Annotated in this window: 31 protein-coding genes; 23 read left to right on the top strand and 8 right to left on the bottom strand. The window is 33.5% G+C overall.

What is annotated here, in order from left to right; all coding sequences use genetic code 11:
• Positions 1 to 36: 36 nt before the first annotated feature.
• Positions 37 to 222 carry a CsbD family protein gene (locus tag AACY93_RS01365; RefSeq protein WP_007650354.1) on the bottom strand — a complete coding sequence of 62 codons (186 nt, stop codon included), beginning with the start codon at positions 220 to 222 and terminating at the stop codon, positions 37 to 39.
• A gap of 254 nt (positions 223 to 476) precedes the next feature.
• Here AACY93_RS01365 and AACY93_RS01360 point away from each other — a divergent pair, with 254 nt between their 5' ends.
• The 12 genes from AACY93_RS01360 to AACY93_RS01305 all read left to right on the top strand — a co-directional run bounded on the left by AACY93_RS01360 (position 477) and on the right by AACY93_RS01305 (position 12,007).
• Positions 477 to 716: a Rho termination factor N-terminal domain-containing protein gene (locus AACY93_RS01360; protein WP_007650355.1), complete on the top strand. Its 240-nt coding sequence runs from the start codon at positions 477 to 479 to the stop codon at positions 714 to 716.
• A gap of 34 nt (positions 717 to 750) precedes the next feature.
• Positions 751 to 1,767: an AI-2E family transporter gene (locus AACY93_RS01355; RefSeq protein WP_286853440.1), complete on the top strand. Its 1,017-nt coding sequence runs from the start codon at positions 751 to 753 to the stop codon at positions 1,765 to 1,767.
• Positions 1,768 to 1,904: 137 nt separating this feature from the next.
• Positions 1,905 to 2,522, top strand: coding sequence for a nitroreductase family protein (locus AACY93_RS01350; protein ID WP_286853441.1), 618 nt, complete (start codon positions 1,905 to 1,907; stop codon positions 2,520 to 2,522).
• 22 nt (positions 2,523 to 2,544) lie between these two features.
• Positions 2,545 to 3,186 carry an NAD(P)-binding domain-containing protein gene (locus tag AACY93_RS01345; RefSeq protein WP_007650358.1) on the top strand — a complete coding sequence of 214 codons (642 nt, stop codon included), beginning with the start codon at positions 2,545 to 2,547 and terminating at the stop codon, positions 3,184 to 3,186.
• Between the two features lie 126 nt (positions 3,187 to 3,312).
• Positions 3,313 to 5,112: an SLC13 family permease gene (locus AACY93_RS01340; RefSeq protein ID WP_286853442.1), complete on the top strand. Its 1,800-nt coding sequence runs from the start codon at positions 3,313 to 3,315 to the stop codon at positions 5,110 to 5,112.
• Between the two features lie 11 nt (positions 5,113 to 5,123).
• Complete coding sequence (locus AACY93_RS01335; protein ID WP_286853443.1) at positions 5,124 to 6,029, top strand: mechanosensitive ion channel domain-containing protein; 906 nt, start codon at positions 5,124 to 5,126, stop codon at positions 6,027 to 6,029.
• A 164-nt stretch (positions 6,030 to 6,193) separates the two neighbouring features.
• Complete coding sequence (locus AACY93_RS01330) at positions 6,194 to 6,736, top strand: AraC family transcriptional regulator (RefSeq protein ID WP_007650363.1); 543 nt, start codon at positions 6,194 to 6,196, stop codon at positions 6,734 to 6,736.
• Between the two features lie 25 nt (positions 6,737 to 6,761).
• Positions 6,762 to 7,208: a response regulator gene (locus AACY93_RS01325; RefSeq protein WP_040492119.1), complete on the top strand. Its 447-nt coding sequence runs from the start codon at positions 6,762 to 6,764 to the stop codon at positions 7,206 to 7,208.
• Positions 7,209 to 7,222: 14 nt separating this feature from the next.
• Positions 7,223 to 9,817, top strand: coding sequence for a PAS domain S-box protein (locus AACY93_RS01320; RefSeq protein ID WP_286853444.1), 2,595 nt, complete (start codon positions 7,223 to 7,225; stop codon positions 9,815 to 9,817).
• 205 nt (positions 9,818 to 10,022) lie between these two features.
• On the top strand, positions 10,023 to 11,051 hold the full coding sequence (locus AACY93_RS01315) for an AraC family transcriptional regulator (RefSeq protein ID WP_286853445.1): 1,029 nt from the start codon (positions 10,023 to 10,025) through the stop codon (positions 11,049 to 11,051).
• Between the two features lie 99 nt (positions 11,052 to 11,150).
• On the top strand, positions 11,151 to 11,468 hold the full coding sequence (locus AACY93_RS01310; RefSeq protein WP_286853446.1) for a four-helix bundle copper-binding protein: 318 nt from the start codon (positions 11,151 to 11,153) through the stop codon (positions 11,466 to 11,468).
• Positions 11,469 to 11,503: 35 nt separating this feature from the next.
• The gene (locus AACY93_RS01305; RefSeq protein ID WP_007650372.1) at positions 11,504 to 12,007 is read left to right on the top strand and encodes a pyridoxamine 5'-phosphate oxidase family protein; all 504 of its coding nucleotides are present in this window, start codon (positions 11,504 to 11,506) and stop codon (positions 12,005 to 12,007) included.
• Positions 12,008 to 12,090: 83 nt separating this feature from the next.
• Here AACY93_RS01305 and AACY93_RS01300 read toward each other — a convergent pair whose 3' ends face one another.
• Together AACY93_RS01300 and AACY93_RS01295 are read right to left on the bottom strand one after the other, a co-directional pair.
• A complete protein-coding gene (locus tag AACY93_RS01300; RefSeq protein ID WP_007650373.1) occupies positions 12,091 to 12,243 on the bottom strand; it encodes a hypothetical protein in 153 nt (50 codons plus the stop codon).
• A gap of 11 nt (positions 12,244 to 12,254) precedes the next feature.
• Positions 12,255 to 13,619: an NAD-dependent succinate-semialdehyde dehydrogenase gene (locus tag AACY93_RS01295; RefSeq protein ID WP_286853447.1), complete on the bottom strand. Its 1,365-nt coding sequence runs from the start codon at positions 13,617 to 13,619 to the stop codon at positions 12,255 to 12,257.
• Positions 13,620 to 13,820: 201 nt separating this feature from the next.
• Here AACY93_RS01295 and AACY93_RS01290 point away from each other — a divergent pair, with 201 nt between their 5' ends.
• The 7 genes from AACY93_RS01290 (at position 13,821) to AACY93_RS01260 (ending at position 16,860) form a co-directional block, all read left to right on the top strand.
• Entirely contained in the window at positions 13,821 to 14,153 is a 333-nt protein-coding gene (locus tag AACY93_RS01290) for a YtxH domain-containing protein (RefSeq protein ID WP_007650377.1), read from the top strand.
• A gap of 3 nt (positions 14,154 to 14,156) precedes the next feature.
• Positions 14,157 to 14,504, top strand: coding sequence for a hypothetical protein (locus AACY93_RS01285; protein WP_007650378.1), 348 nt, complete (start codon positions 14,157 to 14,159; stop codon positions 14,502 to 14,504).
• A gap of 27 nt (positions 14,505 to 14,531) precedes the next feature.
• Positions 14,532 to 14,741: a hypothetical protein gene (locus tag AACY93_RS01280; protein WP_286853448.1), complete on the top strand. Its 210-nt coding sequence runs from the start codon at positions 14,532 to 14,534 to the stop codon at positions 14,739 to 14,741.
• A gap of 79 nt (positions 14,742 to 14,820) precedes the next feature.
• Complete coding sequence (locus tag AACY93_RS01275) at positions 14,821 to 15,255, top strand: hemerythrin domain-containing protein (RefSeq protein ID WP_286853449.1); 435 nt, start codon at positions 14,821 to 14,823, stop codon at positions 15,253 to 15,255.
• A gap of 181 nt (positions 15,256 to 15,436) precedes the next feature.
• Positions 15,437 to 15,886: a PA2169 family four-helix-bundle protein gene (locus AACY93_RS01270; protein ID WP_286853450.1), complete on the top strand. Its 450-nt coding sequence runs from the start codon at positions 15,437 to 15,439 to the stop codon at positions 15,884 to 15,886.
• Positions 15,887 to 16,097: 211 nt separating this feature from the next.
• Positions 16,098 to 16,259: a DUF1328 family protein gene (locus AACY93_RS01265; RefSeq protein WP_007650383.1), complete on the top strand. Its 162-nt coding sequence runs from the start codon at positions 16,098 to 16,100 to the stop codon at positions 16,257 to 16,259.
• A gap of 280 nt (positions 16,260 to 16,539) precedes the next feature.
• Positions 16,540 to 16,860 carry a hypothetical protein gene (locus AACY93_RS01260; protein WP_007650385.1) on the top strand — a complete coding sequence of 107 codons (321 nt, stop codon included), beginning with the start codon at positions 16,540 to 16,542 and terminating at the stop codon, positions 16,858 to 16,860.
• Positions 16,861 to 16,871: 11 nt separating this feature from the next.
• Here AACY93_RS01260 and AACY93_RS01255 read toward each other — a convergent pair whose 3' ends face one another.
• Complete coding sequence (locus AACY93_RS01255; RefSeq protein WP_286853451.1) at positions 16,872 to 17,276, bottom strand: hypothetical protein; 405 nt, start codon at positions 17,274 to 17,276, stop codon at positions 16,872 to 16,874.
• Between the two features lie 240 nt (positions 17,277 to 17,516).
• Between AACY93_RS01255 and trxB the strand changes: the two genes are divergently transcribed.
• The 4 genes from trxB to AACY93_RS01235 all read left to right on the top strand — a co-directional run bounded on the left by trxB (position 17,517) and on the right by AACY93_RS01235 (position 21,443).
• Positions 17,517 to 18,497: a thioredoxin-disulfide reductase gene (gene trxB / locus AACY93_RS01250; protein WP_286853452.1), complete on the top strand. Its 981-nt coding sequence runs from the start codon at positions 17,517 to 17,519 to the stop codon at positions 18,495 to 18,497.
• A 189-nt stretch (positions 18,498 to 18,686) separates the two neighbouring features.
• Positions 18,687 to 19,274: a YceI family protein gene (locus AACY93_RS01245; RefSeq protein ID WP_286853453.1), complete on the top strand. Its 588-nt coding sequence runs from the start codon at positions 18,687 to 18,689 to the stop codon at positions 19,272 to 19,274.
• Between the two features lie 29 nt (positions 19,275 to 19,303).
• Positions 19,304 to 20,737: a hypothetical protein gene (locus AACY93_RS01240; RefSeq protein WP_286853454.1), complete on the top strand. Its 1,434-nt coding sequence runs from the start codon at positions 19,304 to 19,306 to the stop codon at positions 20,735 to 20,737.
• Between the two features lie 130 nt (positions 20,738 to 20,867).
• The gene (locus tag AACY93_RS01235; protein ID WP_286853455.1) at positions 20,868 to 21,443 is read left to right on the top strand and encodes a hypothetical protein; all 576 of its coding nucleotides are present in this window, start codon (positions 20,868 to 20,870) and stop codon (positions 21,441 to 21,443) included.
• A 207-nt stretch (positions 21,444 to 21,650) separates the two neighbouring features.
• Here AACY93_RS01235 and AACY93_RS01230 read toward each other — a convergent pair whose 3' ends face one another.
• The 4 genes from AACY93_RS01230 to AACY93_RS01215 form a co-directional block, all read right to left on the bottom strand.
• Positions 21,651 to 22,379: a head GIN domain-containing protein gene (locus AACY93_RS01230; protein ID WP_286853456.1), complete on the bottom strand. Its 729-nt coding sequence runs from the start codon at positions 22,377 to 22,379 to the stop codon at positions 21,651 to 21,653.
• A gap of 149 nt (positions 22,380 to 22,528) precedes the next feature.
• Positions 22,529 to 24,298 carry a PspC domain-containing protein gene (locus tag AACY93_RS01225; protein ID WP_286853457.1) on the bottom strand — a complete coding sequence of 590 codons (1,770 nt, stop codon included), beginning with the start codon at positions 24,296 to 24,298 and terminating at the stop codon, positions 22,529 to 22,531.
• Positions 24,291 to 24,635, bottom strand: coding sequence for a PadR family transcriptional regulator (locus AACY93_RS01220; RefSeq protein WP_007650393.1), 345 nt, complete (start codon positions 24,633 to 24,635; stop codon positions 24,291 to 24,293). Before AACY93_RS01220 ends, AACY93_RS01225 begins: the two co-directional genes overlap by 8 nt.
• A gap of 93 nt (positions 24,636 to 24,728) precedes the next feature.
• Complete coding sequence (locus AACY93_RS01215) at positions 24,729 to 25,175, bottom strand: DUF4870 domain-containing protein (protein ID WP_007650394.1); 447 nt, start codon at positions 25,173 to 25,175, stop codon at positions 24,729 to 24,731.
• Positions 25,176 to 25,293 lie beyond the last annotated feature (118 nt).

The raw sequence follows: 25,293 nt of genomic DNA, 5'->3' as shown, positions 1-25,293 counted from the left end.
TTATTTGGGGTTGGTATTAAAGGTTACAAGTAACTCTTACCAGTTTTCAATTTCATTTTTCAATTTTTCTTTGGTCTTTCCAGTTTTTTCTTGAAGTTTACCTAACATTTCGTCAAATTTTCCTTCAGAATAGGTTAAATCGTCGTCGGTAAGCTTACCGTATTTTTGTTTAAATTCACCTTTAACCTGTTTCCATTTTCCTTCTAATTGATCTTTGTTCATGATGTATGTTTTTTTAAAAATTAATATTATTTTAATAGTCACAATTTAGGCATACTTAACCTGTGTTATTGACTCAAAAAAATAATTTGTTGCACCAATTAAAATAGGAGTGTAAGATAGGAGTGTATTTTTTTTGAGAGCAACATTTTTTTGAGAGCAACATTTTTTTGGATTGTGTTAAACATACTAAATGCATTTAATCATATTTGATTGATTTTGTGTCAGTCATTTAAAAAATTAAATTAATATAGATTATGGACATTCCAAGTATTAAAAACGAAGACCAATACGAAGCCTTAAGAGACAAAGGTTACAGTAAACAAAAAGCAGCCAGAATTGCCAATTCCCCTAATTCCGGTAAAAAAGGAGGAAAGGCTAAACCCTATGAAGAATGGACTAAAGAAGCGCTGTATGAACAAGCCAAACAGGTAGATATCAAGGGACGTTCTAAAATGGACAAACAAGAACTTATTCATGCCTTAAGGAACAACTAAAAACCAATCAACTTATAACTACTAAACCATAACCATGATCAACGCTAAAATAATACGCCAAATTTTTTTACTTCTATTAATCGTTTTAATAGGAGTCCTTATTTTTAGGGAAATGACACCTTATTTTTCTGGTGTGTTGGGTGCCATAACCTTGTATGTTTTGCTTAAAAGAAGCATGGTCAAGTTGGTCAATAAAGGCTGGAACCCGAATTTAGCTGCCGTATCATTAATGGTCCTGTCATTTTTTTCCATTTTAATTCCCATAGCTGGAGCTGTATTGATGCTGGGAAACAAAATAGGGAAAGCAGCAAACAATTCCGAAAAGGTAACGCGAGCCATAAAAACACAATTGGGTGAACTGGAAAGCCGTTTAGGATATGATTTAACTTCCCAGATTGATGCTTCAGCCATTTCCAGTTGGCTTTCCGAAAATTTGCAGAACTTTGCAGGTGGTACATTTAATACAGCCATAGCCATAGCCATTATGTACTTTCTATTGTTTTACATGTTAACCAATAGAAAACAGCTTAAAGAATCTTTAATGGAATACATTCCTATTAGTAAAGACAATTTAAAAATATTAGGAAAAGAAACCAGGGAAATGGTACGTGCCAACGCCATTGGCATTCCTTTGGTAGCAATTGCACAAGGAATTGTTGCATTGATTGGTTTTTTGATTTTTGGTATAGAAAGCCCTTTCTTTTGGGCCATAATTGTTACCATTGGCTCCATGATTCCCTTTGTAGGAAACCTTTTGGGTACCATTCCGGTGTTTATTTTAACCATCTCCAATGGAGATACATTTCAAGCTTGGGGAATTTTAATCTATGGAATAGTGGTCGTGGGTTCTACCGATAATTTAATCCGTTTATACGTGCTTCAAAAACTGGATAATGTGCATCCATTGATTACTTTAATAGGAGTAATTGTCGGGATTCCGTTATTTGGGTTTATAGGCTTGATTTTCGGACCTTTATTGGTTAGTCTGTCACTGATAATCGTTCGTATATATAAAAAGGAGTATGCGCCAAACGAAAAAGATCGACTTTAATTGATTAGCCATAAAGGCTCTGTTATTGAATTTTTTTTACAAAAAATACCACTCAAACCTTAATTGCATCAAAATTTTTTTGTTTACGGTTAAGCATTGTTCCATGTAATAAATAATTTGCAGTATAAATTTAAGTTATGATGAATGTAGCAGAACAAATAAGATTGGAAAACATAGCAGACACCGAATATGAAATATTCGCATTGTTAAAACAAAGATATAGTCCAAGGACTTTTAAAAAGGAATCTATAAAAAGCAGACACCTCAATCAGCTTTTTGAGGCAGTTCGTTGGTCTGCAAGTTCCAATAATTTGCAACCATGGCGTTTTATTTATGCCGAAAAAGGAACGGAAGCCTATAAAAAAATTTACAACTGTTTAAGCGATTTCAACAAATCCTGGACAGACAATGCACCAGTTTTAATGCTCACTGCTTATAAAGAAAAAACTAAAGAAGGTAAAGATAACTTTCACGCTTTGCACGATTTGGGCTTGAGTATGGGGTCTTTAACCGTTCAAGCGCAATATTTGGGAATAGCTGTTCACCATATGGCAGGAGTGGACTGGCAAAAGGCACAAAAAGAATTTAACGTTCCTGAAGGATATCATATCTCAACAGCTGTTGCCTTGGGATATTATGGTGGCGATTTGGAAGACCTTCCAGAAGATTTGCAAGAACAGGAAACTGCCAAGCGCAATAGGGTTTCACAAGAGGAATTTGCTTTTAAGGAAACATGGAATCCAAAAGAAAAATAATCAAACAATAAAAAAAGAAATTATGAAGATAGGAATAATAGGAAGTGGAAATATAGGAGGAAATTTAGGGAAACATTGGGCAAAAGCAGGACATGACGTGCTGTTTAGCTCCAGGCATCCAGAGGAACTTAACGATTTGGCTCGTGAAGCTGGCAACAATGCAAAAGCAGTTAGCGTAACCGAAGCCTTTGAAGCCAATGCTGATGCTTATTTGTTGGCAACTCCATTTAAAGCCATCGATAAAATTTCAGAATTGTATGCTGGCGAATATGGCAACAAAGTGATTATAGATGCTACCAATCCATATCCTGAACGAGATGGCGAGATGGCTCAAGAAGTAAGGAATGCCAATTACAATGCAACCGAATATACAGCTATGAAATTCAATACGGCAAAAACAGTAAAAGCTTTTAATACCATAAAAGCTGAAGATTTGCGCGATCGTGCGTTTAGGGAGTATGATAAATTATCTGTGCCTTTTGCAGCTCAAGATGAGGAAAGCAAAGCTGTGGGACAACAGCTTATAGAAGATATAGGTTTCGATGCCTTTTACATAGGAAATTTAAGCGATACCAACATCATGGATCCAGATCAGGCAATTTATGGAAAAGCTGTGGAGGTTGGAAAATTAAAAGAATTGGTAGATGCTACAAGAATTCATTAGGAATCAAATGAATTTCAAAATATTTTAAAACTATCTCTGCCCAAAACCTCATGTTAATTTATTAATTTTAAAGAAAAGGAACACCTAACACTAATAAACTAACAGATGAGCTTGGAAATAATCTTAATGTTTACAGTACTACTTCTTACAGTAGTACTTTTTATGTTTGAGATTTTTCCAATGGACAAAATTGCCTTTTTCATTATTGTATTACTTATTTTACTTGGCTTGGTAACACCAGAAGAAGGTATTAGTGGGTTTTCAAACAGTGCCACCATTGCTGTATTGGCTCTCATGATTTTGGCTATTGCTATGGAAGAAAATGGAGTCATCAGCTGGTTGACTTCTGGAATGAGCAAAGTCAAGTCCTTGCCAGTTTTTGTTATGGCACCTATTTTTATGTTTGTAGCTGCAGGCATTTCGGCCTTTATAAGTACCACAGCAGTTGTGATAGTGTTTATAAAAATGATCAATCAGCTTTCTGAAAAGTATCAAATTCCTCAATCCAAGTTGCTTTTGCCCATCTCTTTTGCTGGTATTTTAGGTGGCTCCTGTACTTTAATGGGAACTTCAACAAATTTAATAGTGAATTCTGTTTCTAAAAATTTAGGAGCTGAAAAATTGGGGTTTTTTGAATTTACGGAACTGGGTCTTATTTTTTTGGGAATTGCCATTGTGTATTTAACACTAACCTTGCGTTGGTTGCCTTGGGGAAAGAAACAGAATTTAAACAAAGATTATGAAATTGAAAACTACATCACTAGTGTGCGGGTCACACCTAACTCAAAATTGGTTGGAAAAAGAATTGATGATAGTTTTTTGCACGACAATCCTGAAGTCTCACTGTTAAGGCTCACCAGAAACAACCACGCTCACAATTCTCCAGGAAAATACATCACGCTTAAAGCAGGAGACGAGTTGTTGTTAATGTGCGATCTTCAAAATTTATCGCGTATCAGCAAGTCAGAAAACATGAGCATCATTCATGAAAAAGAGCATTTAAATAAGCAACAAGACAAAACAGGTGCCAATACAAGTGAAATAGAACTGGAGGAAATGATTTTTGTGGAACTTCTTATGTTGCCAGGCGCATCGTTGTTGGGTAAAACATTAGGTAACCTTAGGGATTTTATGATACAGGATGCCATTCCCATTGCTATTAAAAAACGAAAAACCTTGGTAAATGTTAACGAAAGAATGATTCACAGTAGTAAAGACAAACTAACACTTAAAGCAGGCGATAGATTGTTGGTGGAAATATCCAAAGAAAAACTTTACGCTTTGGAAACCATGGAAAATGTAGTGGTTTTGCAACAATTGGATAAAATTGATAAAACCTCAAAAACAAAACGCTACTTTACGTTTTCTGTACTGTTATTGGTAATTGCATTGGCTGCTTCCGGTTTGTTGTCCATTATGGTAAGTGCCCTAACAGGGATCTGTTTGTTGTTGGTTACCAAAAATTTAAACCTGAACACGGTTTATAAAAAGATAAATTGGCAAATATTTTTCTTGTTGGCAGGCATGATCCCTTTGGGTGTGGCCATGCACAATACAGGAACAGATATGTGGATTTCAGAAAAGTTGCTTGGTTTTTTGCACAACCAACCAAACAATATCATTATTGGCACATTGTTTTTGGTTACCATGATAATGAGTGGTGTGGTTAGCAATAATGCAACTGCCATTATTATGACACCTATTGCCATTTCCTTGGCACATGGTATGGGACTGGATTTTAAACCGTTTATCCTGGCAGTTATGTTTGCTGCCAATTTTAGTTTTTTTACTCCAGTTGGTTATCAAACAAATGCTTTAATATATGGTATAGGTAATTATCGTTTTCAGCATTTTCTTTTTATAGGAGGCGTGCTCAGTCTCATATTATGGATAGTTGCCACCTTTTTATTAACCAAAATGTTATAAAATTTATAATTATGGATCAAAATTTTTCTATTGAAGAAGCTGTAAACAAATTGTGGGATAAAATGGATGGTTGGATGGAAGCCATTATATTGAAATTGCCAAACCTGGTTTTGGCTGTTTTAATCATGATTGTTTTTTATTTTATAGCTCGAGGTGTAAAGAAGTTGTTCAATAAATTCCTCTTAAATCGAATTAGCCAAAAATCCATTCAGGATATCATTTCCAAAATGATATTTGTAACCGTTATCTTAATTGGGTTTTTTATAGCGCTTGGCGTTATGGAGCTCAACAAGGTGTTAACCAGTATCCTTGCTGGAGCAGGAGTTGTTGGTTTGGCTGTTGGTTTGGCACTGCAAGGCACATTAAGCAATAGTTTTGGAGGTTTAATCCTTTCGTTTATGCCAAAATTAAAAATAAACGATTATATAGAAACAGACAGCGTTAAGGGTTTTGTGTCCGAAATCAGTTTAAGGAACATTGTACTGCGCAGACCAGATAACAATTACGTCATTATCCCAAATTCCAAGTTTGTGGATAACTCGTTTACCAATTATTCATTAAGTAAAAGAAGCCGGATTGCTGTTTCTTGTGGTGTAGGTTATGAGAGCAATTTACAAGAGGTGGAAGATTTGGTGGTTAAAATTATTTCTGAAAATTTTGAACAAAAAGAAGGAGAGGAAGTTGAATTTTTCTTTACCGAATTTGGTGACAGCTCCATTAATTTTATGACACGCTTTTGGATAGATATGGTAAAAAGCAAAGAAAAACACGCTGAAACACATAAAGCCATAAAACTTATAAAAAGTAATTTTGATAAACATGGCATTAACATTCCTTTTCCAATTCGCACCTTGGATTTCAGTAAAAACACCATGCGTATTGAGAACAACAACAGTTCTAAAAATCAACCGGAATAATTAAGGGATATTGAACCTCAATCCATTGCTTGTGTTTTCCCATACTTGGTTCCTTTAGGCTTTTTTAAGAAAGTTAAAAACTTGCTTTCTAAGCTTATTTATATCAAATAAATGGTATATCTTTAGAATCCTTTAAAAAAAATTAAGGACCTATTCATTCATTAATGACTTTATTTGTAAAATACGATTTGGATTTGCTCTGCAAAACGCTTTTAAAAGAACAGCTGGATGCTCAAGATATTTCCTATAGTCTGGGAAGTCTGGGAGAGATTCACATTGAAGGGAAACTATCGCCAGAAAAGCAGGAAAATTTAACAGCTGCTTTAAAAAAATATGGCATAGACATTTTATCCAAACAAAAAGTGTCTTTAATAGATAGAATAAAAAATGCCATAGACGATTATTTAAGGAATGAAGATTTCCGTACAGAAAAACTATCAACTTATCTATCCAATAAGTTGCATTATTCTTATGCGCATTTATCCACTGTTTTTTCAGAAAACACCTATATGTCTGTAGAAAACTATACCATTCTAAAAAAAATTGATTTGGCAAAAGAACTTATTTGCAATACCAATTTAACACTTACGGAAATTGCTTTTCGTTTAGATTATAGTAGTGTGGCTCACTTATCCAGGCAATTTAAAAAAACAACAGGCTTGACACCTAGTGTTTTTCAAAGCATCATGAACAAGAAAAAAAACTAGCACAAACCATCTTTATACTATTTAAATGAGTGATAATATACTTAACATAGCTTTAGCAGACGACGACGAGGACGACCGAATGCTATTTAGTGAAGCAATCAACGAAATAGAGATTAGAACAAAATTGTCGCTCTTTAACCATGGTCAAGAGTTAATGGATTATTTAACCTTGCCCAACGTGGTATTGCCAAACCTTATTTTTTTGGACCTTAATATGCCAATTAAAAATGGACAACAGTGTTTAATGGAAATTCGTAACAATCCAAAACTTAAAGATTTGTGTGTTGCTATTTATTCTACTTCTTCTTCAGAAAAAGATATAGAAGAAACTTTTTTAAATGGGGCAAACATTTATGTAAATAAGCCCAATAACTTTAGTAAATTGCGGGAAGTGGTTGAGAAGGTGCTACAGCTAAATTGGCAATACCATACGTCCAATTTAAATAAAGAGACCTTTCTTTTCCGTATTTAAAGTTAAATGTTACCATGGATTTTAAGCACGTATATACATCTTCAAAAACGTATATAATTTTATTGATAGTTGCTTTGGGTTTGCTTGTGTTTACTGCAAGTATTACTTATCTGCAAATATTGAACATGCAAAAATCATCGGAACTGGTAAAGCATACCTTGCAGGTTTATAATGCCATAGGCGATCTAACAACCCATTATTCTCAAGCAGAATCAGAGGAATTTAGGGAAGAATTGCTAAAAACAGGAGGTGCTGGAATGGCTTTTAAAAATTATAGGGAAGAAGGCCAGACCATTCTTGATAGCTTAAAAACCCTAACCTCAGACAATAAAGAACAATTAGCGCGTTTAGAATCTTTTGAAGTTTTATTGGATAAGTTGTACACACAGCTGCAGCAGTTGGATGCCGTGAATTTTAAAAACAGTGAGGAAGCTCTGTCTTACAGTCAATCCCAGAAAATGAAAATAAATGGCACCTTGTACCATCTTCGGAATGCCAAAAACGAACTTCTGGCCTACGAACAGCGTTTAATGCAAGAACGCGAAGTTAATTATAATTCGCATAAATCCTTGGCTCCTTTAACCTTATTGGTGCTTACCTTTTTTGCCTTGTTGGTGTTTGTGCTTTCCTTTATCAGGATTTATAAAAACAAAAGACGCTTTAGAAAATCGGAGGCCTTTTTAAAAAACGTTCTGTCAACTACCGATAATGTTGTTAATTATTACGAACCCATTTTTAATAATAATAACGACATCATAGACTTTAAAATTCTCTATGCAAACGATTGTAACAGGGATTATTTTGGCTTGGAACCAGATGAAATGATTGGGGATTCTGTTTTAAATGTCTTTCCTTTTCTTTCGGAAAATGGAGAGTTTAACAAAATGAAACAGTGTTATCTTGAACAAACCAAAGAAATTTCCGATAGACAAATAGTGGTTCAAGACTCCAATATGTGGTTTGAGTCCATTGTAACACCATTGGCAGATGGAATTTTGGAAACAGCTAGAAATACCACAGCAGAAGAAGAAGCCAAAGAAATTCAATTGGCATTTAAAAAACGTTTGGAAAGCCAAAATTTAAGATTGTTGGACAACAGGGCGTTTTTAGGAAATATCTTTAAAAGTATCTCTCATGTAGTTATGCACTTTAAAAGCATTCGCAATACCAAGGGAGAGATTGTAGATTTCAAGATTTTATTTGTAAACGAAAGAATCAATCCAATCACAGGAGATCTTCCAGAAGAATTAAAAAACAGAAAAGTATCTAAGGTTTTTCCAGATATTTTTAAAAATGGTGTTTTTGAACATCTGGTAAACGCCATAGAGCTTAATAGACCTGAAGAATACGAAGTCCCTCACGAAAAAAATGGTAAAACCACTTGGTTTCGTGCAACAGCCATAAAATTAGGGGATGGCGTGACTGTTACCACAAGGGATATTACTGAAGAAAAAGAAAAAGCAAATCAGCTTATCAAGTTAAACGAACAGTTGGTTATAAGGAACTCCATTTTAACAGATGCCGAAAAAATAGCTAAAATTGGCAGTTTTTTATGGTATTTAGAATCTGATATTACCGAGATTTCTGATAATTTCTTTCAGATGTTGGGTTATAAAGCAAATGAATTTAAACCTTCGCCTGAAACCTATAAGAAATTCATTCATCCAGATGATTTGGAATTGGTGGCCGAAAAAACAAAACAATCCTTAACCACTTTAAAACCTAATGAATACACTTATCGTGTTGTTACAAAAAGTGGCCATGTTAAATATTTTAAAACCAATGGACAGTTTATAAATAAAGATGATGAAACAGTCATGATTGGTGTGGTCCAAGACGTGACCCAAAGTATAGAAGCCGAAGAGAAGTTGCGAAAAAGCAATTTGGAACTCCTGCAAAGCAATGCCGAATTGGAATCTTTTAATCGTGTGGCCAGTCATGATTTACAAGAACCACTCCGTAAAATTCAATTGTTTATTTCTAGGATAGAAGATAAAGAGTCCGATCGATTTTCCAATAAAAGTTTGGAATATTTTACGAAAGTAAAAAATGCTGGAAAGCGCATGCAATCACTAATTCAGAACTTATTGGCCTATTCCAGAATTGACAGCACTAAAACAGATTTTGAAACAGTGGACTTAAATCTGGTATTGGAAAAAGTATTGGACGATTTGGCTACCAACATTAATGAAACCCAAACAAGCGTTCATGCAGATGCACTTCCGGAAATAAAAGGCGTCTTTTTTCAAATGGAGCAACTATTTGCAAATTTAATTTCCAATGCTATCAAATATAGAAGTAGCATTGAAACACCTGTAATCCATATTACTTCTGAAAAAATACATTCTGCCGATATTCCTGAAACATTTTTAAAAACAAGTAAACAATACCATAAAATTTCCGTAATGGACAATGGTATTGGTTTCGATGTTAAATATGCCGATAAGATTTTTGAAGTGTTCCAGCGTTTGCACCAAAAAAACGAATACTCAGGAACCGGAATAGGCTTGGCCATTTGCAAAAAAATTGTTGAAAACCATAACGGTTACATATTTGCCACAGCAAAACTGGGAACAGGAGCGCAATTCATTATGTATTTGCCTGCTTAAAAACTAATTCTTTTTAATTGCTTTTTTATTCTTTTTTCTTCACCAAGACACCTTAAACAAGCATTTAGGTGACGTTTTAACACATTTTAACTTAAAATCCAATAGTTGTACAACACAATGCCAAAATTGTGTAATAGGGAAAGCTGCCTAAGTAACGATCTTTACTTTAAATAAAAATCAAACCATACTTTAAAACATAAACCCTATGAAAACTGCATATTTAGAATCAAATGTTATCAAGACCATGTTAGAACAAATGAAGACTAATTTTGGTGGTAAATTAACAAAGGAATTAAAAGAATATACTTTAGAGATCAATAATGATATAGGTAAAGGTATCATTAAAGGAATGTCACTTAAAGGAGGGATTTCGTATTTGGAATTTGATATGGTTTTTTATCACGATTTGGAGCTTTCCATCAATACACCCAACAAAAACCCTATATATTTCACCTATTGTTCAAAAGGAATCTTAACCCATAGTTTTGGACATAAAGGAGAAAAACGTTCTCTGGAAAGTTATCAAACAGGGATTTTGACCAGTAAGAGAAACGATGAAAACATCTTATATTTTACAAAAGATGAACAGTTGAAAACCACGTTGATTACAGTTCAAACCGGAAAAAAAGAGAACAATCCAGAAGTGGATGGTTTAAAGGCTAAATTGCGCGAAACGTTCTTTAAAGAGGAAGACTCTGGAAATTTTATCTACATAGGATCACATAATTTAAAAATTGCAGAAAAAATAGAACAACTAAATGCCATTTCTCAAAAAGGAATTGTAAGAAGTTTGTTAATTCAAGGTCTGGTACATGTTATTTTGGCCTTGGAGATTCAACAACATAAAGACGACCTTAAAAACCAAAATCTTCAAACAGGTTCTCTAACTCTTAGGGATATGGACACCATAAAAGAAGTAACACAATTTATAAACAACAATTCAGAATCTCAAATAACCATTTCGCAACTGTACAGTCAATTCGGGCTTTCACCATCAAAACTACAAGAAGGCTTTAAGTTAATGCATGGACACACAGTAACCGAATACATTAGGGAAGTACGTATTAAAAAAGCCGAAGAGCTTATTAAAAATACAGATATGAACATTTCTGAGGTGGTTTATACCATAGGATTGACAAGTAGAAGTTATTTTTCAAAAATTTTCAAGGAAAAATATAACTGTAGCCCAAAGGACTACAAGTTTGCACAACGTAGTATGGCAATTTCTGCCTAATTACCGATAGTGTTAAAACTTTTATTATTAGAATAAATGGTTTTAGAATGCTTGGTTTAACTTCATGCAAATTTAATGTATAATTAAAACCTAAAAATCATGATACGCAATTATGAAACCTGCATTCAAGCCTGTCAGCAGTGTTTGATAGATTGTCAAAACTGTTTAACTAAAATGGCACCAATGGAAAGCCACAATGCTTGTCCAAATTGCTGTGCCCAATGTATAGATGCTTGCTTAATGTGCATAAAGTTTTTGGTTGCCGATAGTCCATTTACTAAAGAAGCATGCAAATTATGTGCAGACATTTGCAAATGGTGTGCAGAACAATGTCAGCAACACGAACACGATCATTGTCAAGTATGTGCTGCTTCTTGTTTAACATGTGCTGAAGCTTGTTATCAATATGCTGCATAAAACCTAAAGTTTAATCTCAATAAAAACACAACAACATGAGTACTGTAAATTATAAAAAAGATACAAAAGGATTTCAAAAAATAAGAAGCCTTATCAACGAACCAAAAACGGTTATGTTGGCAACCAGATTGCACAAAGCACCTTTTGCTGTTTGTCCCATGACGCTTTTACAAATGGATGAACAAGGAGATTTGTGGTTTTTTACTTCTAAAGAAAGTGAGCACTTTACAAATATTGCCCACGACAACCGTGTCCAAATTTTATACACAGACGAACAAAACCAAACCTATATTTCCATTTACGGAAATGCCACACACATTGTGGATAAAACAAAGGTGGACGAATTATGGAACCCCATGCTCAACAATTGGTTTGAAGGAGGGAAACAAGATGCCAACCTCGCCTTGCTGAACGTTAATATGGAACAAGCTTATTACTGGGACTCCAAATTGCACAAATTGGTTTCTTTCTTTGAATTAATAGAAGGAGATACTGCAGATTTAGGCCAAAAAGGCTATGTTAATTTGCAAAGTTATTAATGCCACATAGCACATATTTAAACTGAAAAAGCGCAACAAACGTTGCGCTTTTTTAATGCTCTTTAAAGAAATTGGTTGTTAACTTAAAACCATTTAAAATATAAGCCAGAGGCTACAACTGCAATGGCTAATAAAATTAAGGTTATTATGATAAATTTAGCACCAAACCTGGTTTTTTTATCATCTTGTAATAAATAATCTTTTCTGTCTGAATCTTCGTCTTTAATTATTGGCATTTGTTATTTTTTTAAAGGTTAATAAATACTGTTTTTCTGTTTACAAATTCATGGATACCTTCTTTTGAAAGTTCCCTTCCAAAACCAGAAGCTTTGGTGCCTCCAAAAGGCAATCTAGGATCCGATTTCACCAGTTCGTTTATAAAGAAGGCACCATCTGCAATCTCTATAATTTGTTTTCTGGCATCTTCAATATTTTGTGTAAAAACCATGGTTCCCAGACCAAATTTGGAATGAGAGGCCATTTTATAAGCATCTTCTTTTGTTTTCACCTTTATAATTGCAGCTACAGGTCCAAAGGTTTCTTCATCAAAAACAGGCATTCCTGGTTTGACATTTGTAAGAATGGTAGGCTCAAAATAGGCTTTATCTGTTTTGTTGCCTGTAATCACTTTTGCACCTTGACCTATGGATGTGTCAACTTGCTTTTTTAAGGTCTTAGCCAAATCTTCCCTGGCCAGAACACTCAATTCGGTATTTTTATCAGCAGGATCACCAATGTTAAGTTTCTTTACTTTGGCTTTAAATTTCTCTAGGAATTCCCCGTAAATGTCTTCAACAACTATAAAGCGTTTGGCAGCAATACAACTTTGTCCTGTATTTTGCATTCTGGCATGTACCATTGTGTCCAAATGCGCATCCAAATCTGCATCTGCAAGAACAATACAGGCATTATTGCCTCCAAGTTCCAAAACGGTTTTTTTAAGGTGTTTTCCTGCTGTTTCGGCAATATGCCTTCCAGCTTTTTCACTGCCAGTTAAGGATATAGCTTTAATTCTTGAGTCTGCTATAAGCTGGTCTATTTGTTCATGATCTGCAATAAGTGTTTGGAAACAGCCTTTTGGAAAACCACTTTCTTCAAATATTTCCTGGATGGCCAAAGCACAACCTGTAACATTGCTGGCGTGTTTTAAAAGTATCGTGTTTCCTGCTGTAACGGTAGGAATGGCAAAGCGCAATACTTGCCAAAAAGGATAATTCCAAGGCATGATGCCTAAAATACAACCCAACGGATCGTAACTGATAAAACTTTCTTCGGCATCGGTTTCTATAAGTTCATCTGCTAAAAAATCATCAGCATTTTTAGTGTAAAAATCCACTAAAAAACTGCATTTCTCTATTTCTGCCAGACTTTGGCTTATGGGTTTGCCCATTTCCTCAGTCATTAGTTCGGCAAATTTTTGTTTGTTTTTAAGCAGGTTTTTGGAAAGTGTCTTTAATAGAGTGGTACGTTCCTTAATGTCTGTCCGTTTCCATGTTTCAAAAGTGTTTTCTGAAAGTTCCAAACAAGCCTCTAGTTTCGATTTGGTAAACTCTTGATAATTTTTAATGCGATTCCCATTATAAGGATTTATGGTTTCAATTTTAGAAGGCATAATCTTGTTTTTTTATTTTTTTAATGTGAATGTAAGATAGTTCTTAAATGGTTTTTCAAGTAACCTATTCAGTAAAACTATTAACTCTTTCACATATTTTGGTTTAGGTCAACATTTTAATTTTTAGCGTTAATGGAGCTGCTTGTTTTTTCTGAAATTTGAAGTATAACAAAAAAGTTTAACATAAAAATATACAATATCATGACAAATAACGGAAGTACAGGATTAGGAGTTTTAGTAGGAGCTGCAGCAGGAGCTGTTTTGGGAATCTTATTTGCTCCAGACAAAGGAAGTGTTACCAGACAACGTATTGCAGACCAAGCGCAGTTGCAAAAAGACAGATTGGCTTCTTCGGCGGCTGATTTAAGGGAAAAAATTGCAGATACCGTAAGTTCTGAAAAAAACACTTTGGAAAACAAGGTGGAAAGTATCGTGTCTGATGCTAGTTACAAAGCTGAAGATGTAATCTCTACTTTGGAAGCCAAACTTAAAGAATTGAAAGCAAAAAATAAAAAATATCAAAAAGCATCATAAACCATGAATGTTTTCCAATCTTTAGGAGAAACCACAGATAAAGCTACAGATATTGGTGAGGCTTATTTTAAAGCATCTCACCAATATCTTAAGTTAAAAGCATTCCAGCAATTAACCTTGTCGGTTAGTATGGTTGCTAAGTTAACAGCCATAAGCTTGTTTGTATTTCTCGGACTTATTTTTTGTGCTGTTGCAACAGCAATGGCCATAGGCAATGCTCTAGAAAACCTGCTTTTAGGATATCTTATAGTAGGACTTTTGTTTTTATTGATAGGTCTTGTTATATATTTAAAAAGAGCCTTTATCAATGCCATTGTAATAAAAAAAATAGGTGCGAAATTTTTCTCTTAACACAAACCATAAACAGTAAAGCATATTATGAAACCATTATATACCAATTTTGAACAGATTGAAACCGACTTAAGACGTTTTGATTTAGAACGTAAGGTTGCCTGGGAAGAATTGAAATTAATAAAAACAGAGTTTAAAGAAGATTTTAGACCCTTTAATTGGGTGGAACCTATAATTAAAGGAGCCGGTAAATATGGCGTGTTTGTGCTTTTAAGAAAACTTTTCACTAAACGCTGATGCCTATTTTTTGATGATTCCATCAAACCATCATCCCATAACCATCAGTAAAAGTCTAACCTAAAAAAAAACACCAATAATGAACATTTTTGAAGCCATAAGGGAAGATCACGACAAGCAACGCGATCTATTGAGTAAATTGGTAGAAACATCTGGAGATTCCAATAAAAGGGATGCCCTTTTTAAAGCTGTTAAAAAACAGCTTCAGGTACATGCAGATGCCGAAGAGCGCCATTTTTACAAACCATTGATAAGTAGCGATATGATGCAGGACCATGCCAGACATGGTATTGCAGAACATCACGAAATAGACGAACTAATAGAGCAATTGGAGGAAACAGATTACGATTCTTCTGCTTGGTTGAAAATAGCAAAAGATTTAAAAGATAAAGTGGAACATCATTTGGAAGATGAGGAACATGCATTTTTTCAAATGGCAGGAAAAATTTTTTCTGAAACTAAAAAATCCACCTTGGCTACAGAGTATCAAAAATATATGAAATCACATTTGTAAAAACCATTACAGAACATTCAATAAAGTATGGAATGGCGTAAATTTTTGTTTTTTTCAGATACATACATGTTGCTTTCTGCCTCTATATATTAAAGAATAGAACATGATGCTTTAAAAGCTTATAGATGTCAAACAGCAAGCATCTTTAAAGAAATTGCTCAAGAATTTAATACTTAATATTATGAAATCATACACAGAAGAAGTTGGAAACAAATTAAACGATTTGTTGGAAAAAAATTACGATGCCGAAAAAGGTTACAAAAAAGCTGCAGAACACACACAAAACACTGCTTTAAAAAACTTTTTTAACCGTAAGGCTGCAGAACGTTACAATTTTGGACATGAATTAAAATCGGAAATCCAAAATTTTGGAGAAACCCCTAAAAAAGGAGGAAGTGCCACAGGAGCAGCTCACAGAACCTGGATGGATGTAAAGGCTGTTTTCTCGGCAGATAACGAAGAATCCATGTTGGAAGAGGCCATTAGAGGAGAAAAAGCATCTGTGGAAGAATATAACAATGTGCTTAACGAAACCGGTTTACCTCCAACAACCAGAGACCTGGTGTTGAAACAAAAAAACACCATTACACAAGAGCTTAACACCATTAAGCGTTTGGAAGATTTAAAATAAAAATTCACAACCAGTAATTTATTGGTTACACGAGACCTCAAAAAATGTTGAGGTCTCTTCTTGTTTTACCATAAAGGGATTTGCTTATCCATTTTTTTTTGAGTTAAACAATATCTTGATACAGCAAACACCAGTTAAAATAAATAACGACTTTTATAATATAGAAATTTGATAGTCAGGTTTCTGTTTATTAACCATAAAAACACACATTATGTTACGTTGGACAATCACATTTATTATCATTGCAATTATTGCAGGAATATTAGGATTTGGTGGTATTGCTGGAGCAGCAGCTGGAATTGCTAAAATCTTATTTTTCATATTTATAGTTTTATTTATTGTTTCTTTAATCATGGGACGAAGAAAGTCCTAGAGGATCATTAAGTTCCTTAACACAAAAAAACGATAAGTATTTAAACAACTAATTTGGATTATCCAAATGGTAAATATGAATAAATTAAACACTATTGAAGACGTTGCAGAAGCAGGTAAAAACTACAGTTGAGAGACTGAAATGGAATTTACGACTGTTAACGATGTTTGACAATAAATTAAACACTTATTTAGATTAGTTAGTTGGTTTGTAGTTAAAGGCAGATAGGCACACTTCAATACGCATATCTGCCTTTTTTAATTTAAAAAACATTAAAATCATGCAAGAAAGAAACGAATTAGACCTAATAAAAAAATATCAAGAAAAAGGCTACTCAAGTAATTTTAAATGTGAAGGTGGCTTACTGATGGAGCTTGAAACCAAAAAAAAGTATCAACCCAAACAGATCACTATAGAACGTGAACATAGATTTGAAGGTTTGAGCAATCCATCAGATATGTCCATTTTATATGTTATTAAAACAGACGATGGCTTGAAAGGAATGGTTACAGCCAATTATGGAGCCAATAGCGATACTGACATTGACGAATTTTTTAAAAACATTCCAAAAGAGAACGATTTATCCAATAAGGATATTTAAGGCTCCTATTCTTAGGAACGTGGATCCTCAGCTGTTTCTTCCTTTTCAATAAGCTTGGAAACTTTAGAAGGCGTTTCAATTAAATGGTAATTTTTGCCATCAACCAAAATGGGACAACGCAAGGTTTCCGGGTGTTTTTGGAGCACTTTTATCCAATCGTCTTTGTCCAGTGAAAGTCCAGAATCGTAATTATTGGTAAACTCAGGATGTTCTTGGTTTACCAATTTGGATAAAATAGTGTTTAAATTTTCTGAAATTTCCAACCATTGTGTTCCGGTAATTTTTGTTTTGGAAATGTCTATGGCCAATATTTTTTTATTGGAAGCAAACGCAAAAGCGTATGCTTGTTTTCCAATGGATGTTTCCGGATGATAATACAGTATTAATTTCTTTTTGTCTGTTGCTATGGTTCCCATGATCGTATATTTTATAAAGTAAATCTACTTGTTATCAAGCGTTTCTGCTAACTGAAAAAAATATAATCTTAATTCATTTAAAAAGAGTTAAAAAAATGATAGAATTTTTAAAGCAAAAGAATAAGATTGATATTATGCATATATAATATTAGCTTATATGTTAATAACAACTTTTAATAAGTTTACTGAAAGGTTTCTTATAAAAATTCTACTTTTGCTAAAAATTAATTACAAGTCATTATGTCTGATACAATAGAGAGAGTTAAATGCTTAATTATAGGATCTGGACCTGCAGGTTACACTGCTGCCATTTATGCTGCCAGAGCGAACATGAAACCGGTTTTGTACCAGGGAACACAACCAGGAGGCCAATTGACAACAACCAATGAAGTTGAAAATTTCCCTGGTTACCCAGATGGTATTACAGGACCTGAAATGATGATTGAATTACAAAAACAAGCTGAACGTTTTGAGACAGATGTACGTGATGGTTGGGTTACCAAAGTGGATTTCTCTGGTGATATCCATAAAGTATGGGTAAACGACACCAAGGAAATACATTGCGATACAGTTATAATTTCAACTGGAGCTTCAGCAAAGTATTTAGGTTTGGATTCTGAACAGAAATATTTAAAACTTGGTGGAGGTGTTTCTGCTTGTGCAGTTTGCGATGGGTTCTTTTACAGAAATCAAGAAGTTGTAATTGTTGGAGCAGGAGATTCTGCTTGCGAAGAAGCTCATTACTTGTCCAAACTTTGTAAAAAAGTAACCATGTTGGTTAGACGTGACGAGTTTAGAGCCTCTAAAATTATGGCTGAAAGAGTAAAAAAAACGCCTAATATTGAAATTTTGTACAATACGGAAACCGAAGAAGTTTTAGGAGATGGACAAGTGGTAACAGGTGTTCGTGTGTTTAACAACAAAACCAACGAAAAACACGAGATTCCAGCTACAGGATTTTTTGTGGCAATTGGTCATAAACCAAATACAGATATTTTTAAAGACTTTTTAAATTTAGATGAAACAGGCTATATTATAAATGTGCCTGGAACATCAAAAACCAATGTAGAAGGTGTGTTTGTGTCTGGAGATGCTGCAGACCATGTGTACAGACAGGCCATTACAGCAGCAGGAACAGGGTGTATGGCAGCACTGGATGCAGAACGATGGTTGGCAGCTAAAGATTCTGAATTTGAAATTTCTACTTCCACTTATAACTAAATAGTAATTACTATAGAACAAGATAACCGAGACAAATGTTTCGGTTTTTTTATGTAATAAAGTTAAATTTTAATATTTAATTTTCTGTTAATCAGCGTTTTGGTTTAATTGTTTCTTTGTCATGATATTTGTCATAAAATAGGTTGAAGATTGTTTCGATATTTGCTTCATAATAAAAAACTAAATTTTATGAAACTCACAAAACACATATCTAAAGGCATTTTTTTCTTCGCTATTTTATTTTTTTCTTCATTCAGTGTTGTACAATCCCAAGAGTATAATTTAAGTAATTCAGACTCTGAACTTAAAGTCTATGGTACTTCAAATGTGCACGATTGGGAAATTAATGCAAACGAACAAAGCGGAGTTATTGATTTAATTTATTCCAATGAACTTGAAATAAATAAACTTAAAATAGTAATTCCAGCAGAAAGCCTTAAAAGCGGAAAAGGAGGTATGGATAAAAATACCTATAAAGCTTTAAAAACGGACAAGTATAAAAATATAACTTTTTCATTAACTGAAATAAAAAGCTCTACTCGCTTAGGAGATCAAAAATACAAAGTAAAAGCTTTAGGGAATTTAACTATATCTGGTGTCACAAAAAATGTGTCAATAGATTTTAATCTTGATATCAACAGCAATACCATTCATATAGTAGGTGAAAAGTCTATAAAGATGACAGATTTTAATGTTGAACCACCAACAGCACTTTTTGGTTCCATTACAACTGGAGATGAAATAACAATAAAATTCAAGACTAAATTTAAAAAATAAAATTTTAACTAATAATAAAAACCAATACAATGAAATCACTATTAAAAACAGCATTTATTGTTTCAATAATATTTATGGGAACAACTCTATATGCACAGAAAAACAACAGAAGTTTAGACAACTACAGGGAGCCAGATAAAAACGGTATAAATGTTTTTGAGAGTCCTAAAGACACAATTTCAACATTTGAAAAAGTAAAAGTGAGAATTGGAGGTCAATCTACACTGCAATTCCAAGCCTTGGATCATGAAAATTCAAATCCACGTGTTTCTACTGATGGTGGTAATACATTTAGTCATCCTAATTTATTACAACCTATAAGTCCTAACTTTAACTTGGCTACAGCAAACTTAGATTTGGATGTAGCGCTAGCTAAAGGGGTGAGAATGCACTTGAGAACTTACTTGTCTTCTCGTCACCACCCTGAACCTTATGTAAAAGGTGGTTATTTTCAAATTGACAATTTAGACTTCATTTCTGAAGGATTATTGGACAATGTTATGAAATATACTACTATTAAAATTGGTCATATGGAAAATAACTATGGTGATGCTCACTTTAGAAGAAGTGATAACGCGCAGGCTATTTACAACCCATTTGTAGGAAACTTAATAATGGATGCATTCACTACTGAAGTAGGTGCTGAGCTGTATTATCAAAGAAATGGTTTTATAGGGATGTTAGGTATGGCTAATGGTAAGTTAAACCAAAATGTTAAAAATGGTAATGTAGAGTATGATAGTGAAGGAAATGTTGTAAATGAAGGTAAAAGTGGTGGCGCTTCTTTTTTAGCAAAGTTTGGTTATGACAAACAAATAAATAGTGATTTAAGAGTAAGATTGACAGGGTCATTATACAATACTGGGTATGTGCCAAGTTCATATTTGTATAATGCAGACAGAGCAGGTTCTCGTTATTATGGAGTTATGGTAGCTAATGGAGCAAGTGATGATTTTAGATCAGGAAGATATAATCCAAACTTAAGAAATAAAATTACAGCAGTAATGTTTAACCCATTTGTTAAGTACAAAGGATTAGAGTTCTTTGGAACTATTGAAACAGCAAGTGGTAAAGCTGATAATGAATATAATGGTGTTGGCGAACCAGCTGATGAAAGAAAAGTAACTCAATTTGCAGGAGAATTAGTCTACAGATTTGGCCAAACTGAGAATTTCTATGTAGGTGCCAGATATAATAAAGTAAGTTCAGAAGATAATAATGCTCATGATTGGAATCCAGACGATTATACAAAAGTTGATATAGATAGATTTCAATTGTCTGCAGGTTGGTTCTTGACCAAAAATATTCTTATGAAAGCTGAATATATGGTTCAAAACTATAACAACTATCAAGAATCAACTCCAGTATCACCTAATGATACATCATATTACACCTCTGCAGGAAATATTCTAGAGGACGGTAAATTCAATGGCTTTGTACTTGAAGCAGCTATTAGTTTTTAATTATATATAATATTTGAAATAGTGTTAATAGTCAAACAAACCCCAGGAAATTACAATTAAATGGGGTTTGTTTTTATTGTTAACTTCTGTATCTTCCATTTAAATGAAGTGCATGTTAAATTATAAGAAAATGAGAAAGATTATTTTTTTAATTATAATTTTTTTAAGTCTAGCATTTACTATAGGTATTAACAATACATCAATAATAATATCTCCTAAAAGCCAGTTGGTCATTAAAGGAACTACTAATGTTAGTAAGTTTAAATGTCATTTCAATATCGAGGAGATTAAAAACCCAATTCCAGTATCTTATGTTCAAAAAGAAGAGAAATTTGTTTTTGAAAAAGCCTTATTGGTGTTGGATAATTCTTGTTTTGATTGTGGAAGTTCAGCTATAAACAAAGATTTTGTAAATTTATTAAAATCTGATGAATATCCTCAAATTGTTTTAGAGCTAAAAGAAATTCAAAAAGATACAAAAGTAACTAATGTTGTTCATGCACTTATAGAAATTTTTATTGCAGGTGAATCAAAACTATATGTTATTCCTGTAAAAATAGAAGGAGACAGCATATTGAATGTTTCAGGATCTTTAAGTTTGAATATTTGCGATTTTAATCTTGAAGCACCAAAGAAAGCATTGGGATTAATTGTCGTTTCTGAAATAATAAATATTAATTTTGATTTACTTATTCAGGAGAAATAAACTTAACTATTTAATATGCTTATCTCCAAACATAGCTAATTAAATGAATGCTATTAAGTAAAAAATCCGAAACATACCTGTTTCGGATTTTTTTATTGAAATTTTATGGAAATAATAATTGAAACTGTTTAATTCCAATAACATCAAATAAAAAACCATCCCAATCCTATATGACATGGTTTTGTTTTTTGATTGGTTTGGTATTTATTAATTTCTTTTTATGGAACCAGAAACGCCATCATTTTTTTCTATGCTTTCAGGTGTTCCAACATAATGGATGTTGCCGCCACTTGAAGCTTTTGCTGTAAGTTTTTTTAAGGTGTTTACGTTAATTTCGGCACCACTAGAAGCTTTTACCTGAGCGTTTAGAGACTCTAGGTTGTCTGTCTCTATGGAGCTGCCACTGGAAGCATCTGCAACAAATTTCATGGTTTTTCCAGAAATTTTTAAATCGCTTCCACTTGTAGAATGACAAGTAATGGATTCTGCTTCTACCTGTATTTCCATATCACTTCCACTGCTGGTTTCTAGAGCTAAACGTGAAGTTTTAATAGTATTTGTTGAAAACAAATCGCTACCACTTGTGGCTTCTATTGCTGTTAGATTTTTAAAATGTAGCAATACTTTTTTTGACGATGCTTTTCCAATATTCTCACTGGTAGAAATATAAAGCACATCGTTCTCTACAGTTGTGGTTATAATTTCATGAAGATTTTCGTCTGCCTCAACGGTTAATCTTTCTACCTCACCTTGGGTTAAATATACATTCAGGCCACGACTTACTTTTATCTTACTAAAAGAACCATGTATAGGTCTTTCTGTAGTAATTACTTGTCCATTCCCATTAACCCCAAGCCCAAAATTTCCGTCGAAATTGCAAGACATCATTAAGATGGCTAGAATAACGGATACCAAAATTTTTGTTAGTGTGCTCATAATTGTTCGTTTTTTGATTTGCTCCCCAAAGCTTGTGCACTCTAAGGAGCTGTGATTGGTTTTGATATTTGTTGCTTTCAAAGATTCATTTTAAAAACAGGATATTAAAGAAATATATTCTGAACTGTAATTTTTTATAGATGAATTGATTAATTTCCATCTGATGTAATGTTAATACCGTTTTCGTCTATATCAACCCTTACACTTTCACTTTCAGCTTTCACACCTGTTTGGTTAATTTCCAGGCTGGAATCGTTGGATTTTATGTCTATGCCATTTTCGTTGATTTTAACCCTTGAGTTGCTGTTATTGACATCTACATCAATATTAAAATCCTCTGGGCAATCTTCGCACATAATGCCATCGTTCATTATTTTAAGGTAATAACCTTCCATACCATTATCAAGAATATCGTTGTAATGACTGGAATTTCTATGGAAACTATAAGTGTTTTCATCAGCAATTAAAGTCATGCCCTCTGGTAGATACAAAATAATTTCTACTTGCTGATCGCTAAATTTATTTTGGTATTCGGTTGTTAAATAGGCATCAAGCTTTAACTCATTATCCTGTAATGAATAGTTGTAATGGATGTTTTTTGCTCGCTCTTTGGCTTGTTGGTAACTACTTCCTTCAGCATTTTTTTCAACGTGAATGGTTGCTAAACTATCTTTTGTGGATCTTACAATGAGCCTAATGTCTGAAGAAAAAATAATTTTTTCGTCATCTTCATTATAAACCAATTTAAAACCATTGTTTCTGTATATGCTTTTCTTATAAGCATCATTGCCATACATTTTCACCTTTAAAGTATCATTCGCTGTTATATTTAATGTGGTTTTCTCTGTGACGCTTGCATCAAAAGCGTGTTCACTTGCTTGTTTTACACCAATAACAATCAAACTTATAATTGCCAGGAACCAAATTCCCAACAAAGAGAATTTTGCAATGTTTCCAATGGATTTTAAGTTGTTCACCAATATTTTCAATCCCAAATAGAAAACAAAAAAGAATGGAATTCCTATGGCAAAGAACAGCAGTAATGATATTAGCCAAACAGGTGTGTTTGCAGCATTGGCAGCATCTATAAAGTCGAAACCAGGAACATTGATTATATCTGTGACACCTACTGTAAGAAAGCCTATAATCAACCCTATTAATGTAGAGGCACCTACAAGAATCAAGATAATTCCTATGAATTTTGCAAAAATATTCAGGAAAAACATCACAATGTCTCCTATGGCATCGAAAAACGATTTTGAACTGGATTTTATCTTGTTGCTTTGTTTGGATACATCAATGTTTTTTACGGTATCCGAAACGGTTTGGGTAACATTTTCAAATCCGTCTTTAATTTTTTTTTCAATGTTGCTAATGTTCACAGGCTCTCCTGTCATGGTTAGCTTATCGGCTGTTGTTACAGCTTCAGGTACTAAAATCCAGAAAAGTATGTAAATAAAGATAAAGGTACCACCAGAGCCTATGGCAAGCAAAATCCAAAGTAAACGTACCCAAAGAGCATCAATACCTAAATAGTGTCCAAGACCGGAAGCCACACCACCAATATAGGAGTTGTCTGTGTCTCTAAATAACTTTTTGGAACGACCAGATGGCCTGCTGGTATAGGTTTTGGGTTCGTCTTCAAAGATTTCATCATCTACCAGATAGTCTTCAGGTTGTCCCATAATGGCTATCACTTCATCTACTTCTTTGTTGCTAATAACTTGTTTTTCGTGTTTTACACGTTCACTAAAAAGTTCGGCAATTCTTGCTTCTATATCAGCGATTATTTCAGAGCGTCCTTGAGAGTCTGTAAATGAACGTTTTATAGCCTCAAGATAGCGTTGTAATTTTAAGTATGCATCTTCATCTATATGAAAAAATATACCTGCTAAATTTATGTTGACTGTTTTATTCATTTTTTTTGTTTTTTTGTCTGGTTACTATATTAACTGCATTTTGTAATTCACTCCAAGTCGTGTTTAATTCATTAAGAAACAGCTTTCCTGTTTCGGTAAGACCATAATATTTTCTTGGTGGTCCAGAGGTGGACTCTTCCCATCTGTAATTGAGAAGTCCAGCATTTTTAAGGCGCGTTAGTAAGGGATAGATGGTGCCTTCTACTACTAACAGTTTGGCGTCTTTTAAAGTGTCCAAGATTTCTGCAACGTATGCGTCCTCATCTTTTAGGACTGATAAAATGCAGTATTCCAGTACGCCTTTTCGCATTTGAGCCTTTGTGTTTTCAATCTTCATATTCTAAAGCGTTTTTTAATTGTTTTTAAACTGTTCATTTTTTGATTTGTGATTGCTTCTCCAACGCCTTTTTGACATGGGAGAATTGATGATTTATTTTATAAAATTGATTGTAAGTGGATAATGATAGTACAATCCTTCTTTGGCAGCCAAACTAGCTTTAACTATAAATACCAATTCCAGGATAAAACCCACGACTGCAACAAAACCCAATCCGCCAGAGATATAAAGTAGAGGAGAGGGTTTTGTTAAGCTAATATGAATACTGTTAAAGGCATCCATATTTATAAATTGAAATCCATCCAAAAGATTAAAAATAAAAAACGGAATGGTTATCATGCCTAAAACAATGGCATATAACAAAATGCTTATTTGAAAATTTAAAGCCTGTTTGCCATGCGCATCTATAAAATCCGACTTGTCCTTGTTGGCAACCCATAACACAATTGGTCCAATAAAATTTCCCAAAGGGAAAAAGAACCTGGAAAAGGTTGAAAGATGGATGAAAGTGGCAATATTTTTCTGGTTTTTGTCTATCATTTTAAAAGTATATAATAGTTTCTTATGCAAATATATATCTTAAAAAAGGTATTATGCAATACAAAGTACTAAAATTTAACAAAAAATTAACAAATTTTTGTTTCGTTATTTTTAATAA

The organism is uncultured Xanthomarina sp. (assembly GCF_963971605.1).
GTDB classification, from domain to species: Bacteria; Bacteroidota; Bacteroidia; order Flavobacteriales; family Flavobacteriaceae; genus Xanthomarina; species Xanthomarina gelatinilytica.
Note: the sequence above shows the minus strand (reverse complement) of the source record. Positions and strands in the feature narration are given on the sequence as shown.

What these genes read in the sequence shown, in the direction of transcription:
- AACY93_RS01365 (WP_007650354.1), bottom strand. Translation starts at nt 222, where the DNA reads ATGAACAAAGATCAATTAGAAGGAAAATGGAAACAGGTTAAAGGTGAA.
- AACY93_RS01360 (WP_007650355.1), top strand. Translation starts at nt 477, where the DNA reads ATGGACATTCCAAGTATTAAAAACGAAGACCAATACGAAGCCTTAAGA.
- AACY93_RS01355 (WP_286853440.1), top strand. Translation starts at nt 751, where the DNA reads ATGATCAACGCTAAAATAATACGCCAAATTTTTTTACTTCTATTAATC.
- AACY93_RS01350 (WP_286853441.1), top strand. Translation starts at nt 1,905, where the DNA reads ATGATGAATGTAGCAGAACAAATAAGATTGGAAAACATAGCAGACACC.
- AACY93_RS01345 (WP_007650358.1), top strand. Translation starts at nt 2,545, where the DNA reads ATGAAGATAGGAATAATAGGAAGTGGAAATATAGGAGGAAATTTAGGG.
- AACY93_RS01340 (WP_286853442.1), top strand. Translation starts at nt 3,313, where the DNA reads ATGTTTACAGTACTACTTCTTACAGTAGTACTTTTTATGTTTGAGATT.
- AACY93_RS01335 (WP_286853443.1), top strand. Translation starts at nt 5,124, where the DNA reads ATGGATCAAAATTTTTCTATTGAAGAAGCTGTAAACAAATTGTGGGAT.
- AACY93_RS01330 (WP_007650363.1), top strand. Translation starts at nt 6,194, where the DNA reads ATGACTTTATTTGTAAAATACGATTTGGATTTGCTCTGCAAAACGCTT.
- AACY93_RS01325 (WP_040492119.1), top strand. Translation starts at nt 6,762, where the DNA reads ATGAGTGATAATATACTTAACATAGCTTTAGCAGACGACGACGAGGAC.
- AACY93_RS01320 (WP_286853444.1), top strand. Translation starts at nt 7,223, where the DNA reads ATGGATTTTAAGCACGTATATACATCTTCAAAAACGTATATAATTTTA.
- AACY93_RS01315 (WP_286853445.1), top strand. Translation starts at nt 10,023, where the DNA reads ATGAAAACTGCATATTTAGAATCAAATGTTATCAAGACCATGTTAGAA.
- AACY93_RS01310 (WP_286853446.1), top strand. Translation starts at nt 11,151, where the DNA reads ATGATACGCAATTATGAAACCTGCATTCAAGCCTGTCAGCAGTGTTTG.
- AACY93_RS01305 (WP_007650372.1), top strand. Translation starts at nt 11,504, where the DNA reads ATGAGTACTGTAAATTATAAAAAAGATACAAAAGGATTTCAAAAAATA.
- AACY93_RS01300 (WP_007650373.1), bottom strand. Translation starts at nt 12,243, where the DNA reads ATGCCAATAATTAAAGACGAAGATTCAGACAGAAAAGATTATTTATTA.
- AACY93_RS01295 (WP_286853447.1), bottom strand. Translation starts at nt 13,619, where the DNA reads ATGCCTTCTAAAATTGAAACCATAAATCCTTATAATGGGAATCGCATT.
- AACY93_RS01290 (WP_007650377.1), top strand. Translation starts at nt 13,821, where the DNA reads ATGACAAATAACGGAAGTACAGGATTAGGAGTTTTAGTAGGAGCTGCA.
- AACY93_RS01285 (WP_007650378.1), top strand. Translation starts at nt 14,157, where the DNA reads ATGAATGTTTTCCAATCTTTAGGAGAAACCACAGATAAAGCTACAGAT.
- AACY93_RS01280 (WP_286853448.1), top strand. Translation starts at nt 14,532, where the DNA reads ATGAAACCATTATATACCAATTTTGAACAGATTGAAACCGACTTAAGA.
- AACY93_RS01275 (WP_286853449.1), top strand. Translation starts at nt 14,821, where the DNA reads ATGAACATTTTTGAAGCCATAAGGGAAGATCACGACAAGCAACGCGAT.
- AACY93_RS01270 (WP_286853450.1), top strand. Translation starts at nt 15,437, where the DNA reads ATGAAATCATACACAGAAGAAGTTGGAAACAAATTAAACGATTTGTTG.
- AACY93_RS01265 (WP_007650383.1), top strand. Translation starts at nt 16,098, where the DNA reads ATGTTACGTTGGACAATCACATTTATTATCATTGCAATTATTGCAGGA.
- AACY93_RS01260 (WP_007650385.1), top strand. Translation starts at nt 16,540, where the DNA reads ATGCAAGAAAGAAACGAATTAGACCTAATAAAAAAATATCAAGAAAAA.
- AACY93_RS01255 (WP_286853451.1), bottom strand. Translation starts at nt 17,276, where the DNA reads ATGGGAACCATAGCAACAGACAAAAAGAAATTAATACTGTATTATCAT.
- trxB (WP_286853452.1), top strand. Translation starts at nt 17,517, where the DNA reads ATGTCTGATACAATAGAGAGAGTTAAATGCTTAATTATAGGATCTGGA.
- AACY93_RS01245 (WP_286853453.1), top strand. Translation starts at nt 18,687, where the DNA reads ATGAAACTCACAAAACACATATCTAAAGGCATTTTTTTCTTCGCTATT.
- AACY93_RS01240 (WP_286853454.1), top strand. Translation starts at nt 19,304, where the DNA reads ATGAAATCACTATTAAAAACAGCATTTATTGTTTCAATAATATTTATG.
- AACY93_RS01235 (WP_286853455.1), top strand. Translation starts at nt 20,868, where the DNA reads ATGAGAAAGATTATTTTTTTAATTATAATTTTTTTAAGTCTAGCATTT.
- AACY93_RS01230 (WP_286853456.1), bottom strand. Translation starts at nt 22,379, where the DNA reads ATGAGCACACTAACAAAAATTTTGGTATCCGTTATTCTAGCCATCTTA.
- AACY93_RS01225 (WP_286853457.1), bottom strand. Translation starts at nt 24,298, where the DNA reads ATGAATAAAACAGTCAACATAAATTTAGCAGGTATATTTTTTCATATA.
- AACY93_RS01220 (WP_007650393.1), bottom strand. Translation starts at nt 24,635, where the DNA reads ATGAAGATTGAAAACACAAAGGCTCAAATGCGAAAAGGCGTACTGGAA.
- AACY93_RS01215 (WP_007650394.1), bottom strand. Translation starts at nt 25,175, where the DNA reads ATGATAGACAAAAACCAGAAAAATATTGCCACTTTCATCCATCTTTCA.